Source organism: Streptomyces sp. NPDC057302 (assembly GCF_042667685.1).
Taxonomy (GTDB): Bacteria; Actinomycetota; Actinomycetes; order Streptomycetales; family Streptomycetaceae; genus Streptomyces.
Map to the genome: position 1 here is coordinate 1 of NZ_JBHUZJ010000170.1, position 3,037 is coordinate 3,037.

General features: G+C 70.4%; 3 protein-coding genes. 2 read left to right on the forward strand and 1 reads right to left on the reverse strand.

Annotated features, from left to right (window positions below; all coding sequences use genetic code 11):
• Positions 1–67 precede the first annotated feature (67 nt).
• Positions 68–748, reverse strand: coding sequence for a phosphate signaling complex protein PhoU (phoU, locus tag ACFUPX_RS44055; protein WP_383335393.1), 681 nt, complete (start codon positions 746–748; stop codon positions 68–70).
• Positions 749–1,031: 283 nt separating this feature from the next.
• Between phoU and ACFUPX_RS44060 the strand changes: the two genes are divergently transcribed.
• Complete coding sequence (locus tag ACFUPX_RS44060; RefSeq protein WP_383335390.1) at positions 1,032–2,291, forward strand: sensor histidine kinase; 1,260 nt, start codon at positions 1,032–1,034, stop codon at positions 2,289–2,291.
• A complete protein-coding gene (locus ACFUPX_RS44065) occupies positions 2,288–2,968 on the forward strand; it encodes a response regulator transcription factor (RefSeq protein WP_030362171.1) in 681 nt (226 codons plus the stop codon). Before ACFUPX_RS44060 ends, ACFUPX_RS44065 begins: the two co-directional genes overlap by 4 nt.
• The last annotated feature ends 69 nt before the right edge of the window (positions 2,969–3,037 follow it).

Genomic DNA, 3,037 nt, shown 5'->3' on the forward strand with positions numbered 1-3,037 from the left:
GTGCTGTCGGTAGGTACGACAGCACGGGGCACACCCATTTCCCTGCTTATCCCGGGCGGCGAAAGGCTCAGGCGCCTTCCACCGGCGCCCCCGTCTGCTGCATCTCGTCCGCGTGCTCACCCGTGACCAGGTAGACGACCCGCTTCGCCACCGAGACCGCGTGGTCGGCGAAACGCTCGTAGTAGCGGCCCAGGAGCGTCACGTCCACGGCCGTCTCGATGCCGTGCTTCCAGCGGTCGTCCATCAGGTGCTGGAAGAGCGTCCGGTGCAGCAGGTCCATCTCGTCGTCGTCCTGCTCCAGCTGGAGCGCCAGGTCGACGTCCTTCGTGATGATGACCTCCGCCGCCTTGGCCATGAGCCGCTGCGCCAGCTGCCCCATCTCCAGGATGGTCGCGTGCAGGTCGTGCGGAACGGCCGACGCCGGGAACCGCAGCCTGGCCAGCTTGGCGACGTGCTGGGCGAGGTCGCCCGAGCGCTCCAGGTCGGCGCTCATCCGCAGCGAGGTGACGACGATGCGCAGGTCCGTGGCGACCGGCTGCTGCCGCGCGAGCAGGGCTATCGCGCGCGCCTCCAGCTCGTGCTGGAGATCGTCGACCTTCTGGTCACCGGCGATCACGCTCTCCGCCAGCTTCAGGTCGGCGTCGAGCATGGCCGTCGTGGCGCGCCCGATCGCGGACCCGACCAGACGGGCCATCTCGACCAGGCCCTCGCCGATCGAGTCAAGTTCCTCGTGGTACGCGTCCCGCATGTGGATGTCCCTCTCTAGTACGTCCCGGGGGGTGACCCCCACGCTCCCACGGTGCGGGTCCGACGCATCCGTTTCCGACATCCTGGGTGAACCGCCCCCGTCACCGAGGTGAACTGTGGGCGACGTGCAGCGCCCTGTCCGGAGCGGCTCCCGCCAGGACCGGAGTAACCCGTTCGGCCGAAGTGAACCACCACCGTCCCCACGGTGAACTCTGGGCGACGAGTGTTCGAGTGCGCACCCGTATGGCTGTGGTCCGTGCGTAAAGGGCGCATAACCTGGGGGCATGGACGTGAACGCGGCGGTCGCCGCAGCGGCAGCGATCGCCGGGGTGTGCACCGGTGTCATCGCCATGCTGGCGTTCCGCTGGAGCGAGCGCGACCTGAAACGCCCCACCCGGACCTCCCTGCACACAGACCCCGTACTGCCACCGGGCGTCGACACGGTTCTCTCCGTGCTCCGCTCGTCCGCCGTCGTCCTCGACGAGGCGGACAGCGTGGTCAAGGCCAGCTCGGCGGCGTACGCCCTGGGACTGGTCCGCGGCGGCAAGCTCGCCGTGGAGCCCATGCTCCAGATGGCGCGCGACACCCGGCGCGACGGCGAGATACGCCAGGTCGAGCTCGACCTGCCACGCCGCGGCACCGGCCGGGGCGAGGCCCTCGCCGTCTCCGCACGCGTGGCCCCCCTCGGCTCCCGCCTGGTGCTGCTCCTCGTGGAGGACCTCACCGAGGCCCGCCGCATCGAAGCCGTACGACGCGACTTCGTCGCGAACGTGAGCCATGAGCTCAAGACCCCGGTAGGCGCGCTCTCCCTCCTCTCCGAGGCCGTCATGGACGCCTCGGACGACCCCGAGGCCGTCGAGCGCTTCGCGGGCCGCATGCAGATCGAGGCGACCCGCCTGACCAGCCTCGTCCAGGAGCTCATCGACCTCTCCCGGGTCCAGAACGACGATCCCCTGGAGGACGCCGAACCCGTCCGTGTCGATGAACTGGTGGCGGAGGCGATCGACCGCAGCCGTCACCAGGCCTCGCACAAACAGATCACCATGGCCGCGGGCGGCACCGCCGACCTGCAGATATGGGGCAACCGCGGCCAGCTCGCCGCGGCGCTCGGCAACCTCGTCGAGAACGCCGTGAACTACTCGCCCGCCCGCACCCGCGTCGGCATCGCCGCCCGCCGGGTCACCGCGCCCGGGGGAGACCTCATCGAGGTGGCCGTCACCGACCAGGGGATCGGCATCTCCGACAAGGACAAGGACCGCATCTTCGAGCGCTTCTACCGGGTGGACCCGGCCCGCTCCCGGGCCACCGGCGGCACCGGCCTCGGCCTCGCCATCGTCAAACACGTGGCCGCCTCGCACGGCGGGGAGGTCACCGTGTGGAGCTCCGAGGGACAGGGCTCCACCTTCACCCTGCGGCTGCCCGAAGCAGCCGCCAACCGCGACCGCGGATCCGGTCACGGCGGAGACGGCAGCGAAGCCGACACCGCACGGCCCGACGAGACCACTGCGTACGAACCCATTCCTGCCCCGGAGGTCCTTCCGTGACCCGAGTGCTCGTCGTCGAGGACGAGGAATCCTTCAGCGACGCCCTGTCCTACATGCTCCGCAAAGAGGGCTTCGAGGTCGCCATCGCGGCCACCGGCCCGGACGGACTCGACGAGTTCGAGCGCAACGGCGCCGATCTCGTCCTGCTCGACCTGATGCTGCCGGGCCTGCCCGGCACGGAGGTCTGCCGCCAGCTGCGCAGCCGTTCCAACGTCCCGGTGATCATGGTCACCGCCAAGGACAGCGAGATCGACAAGGTGGTCGGCCTCGAAATAGGAGCCGACGACTACGTGACGAAGCCCTTCTCGTCACGCGAGCTCGTGGCCCGCATCCGCGCGGTCCTGCGCCGCCGCGGCGAGCCCGAGGAGGTCGCCCCGCAGGCCCTGGAGGCCGGCCCCGTCCGCATGGACGTGGACCGCCACGTGGTGACGGTCTCCGGCTCCAAGGTCGACCTGCCGCTGAAGGAGTTCGACCTCCTGGAGATGCTCCTGCGCAACGCGGGCCGCGTCCTGACCCGCATGCAGCTCATCGACCGCGTCTGGGGCGCGGACTACGTGGGGGACACCAAGACCCTCGACGTCCACGTCAAGCGGCTGCGCGCCAAGATCGAACCGGACCCGGGCGCGCCGCGCTACCTGGTGACGGTGCGGGGCCTCGGCTACAAGTTCGAGCCGTAGCCGACCCCCCGGTAGACGCCCGCGGACGCCGCGGACACACGAGAGGGCGGGAACCCGGCACCGGGTTCC

Excerpts from the sequence above, each read along its gene's own strand:
- phoU (WP_383335393.1), bottom strand. The coding sequence starts at position 748 with ATGCGGGACGCGTACCACGAGGAACTTGACTCGATCGGCGAGGGCCTG.
- ACFUPX_RS44060 (WP_383335390.1), top strand. The coding sequence starts at position 1,032 with ATGGACGTGAACGCGGCGGTCGCCGCAGCGGCAGCGATCGCCGGGGTG.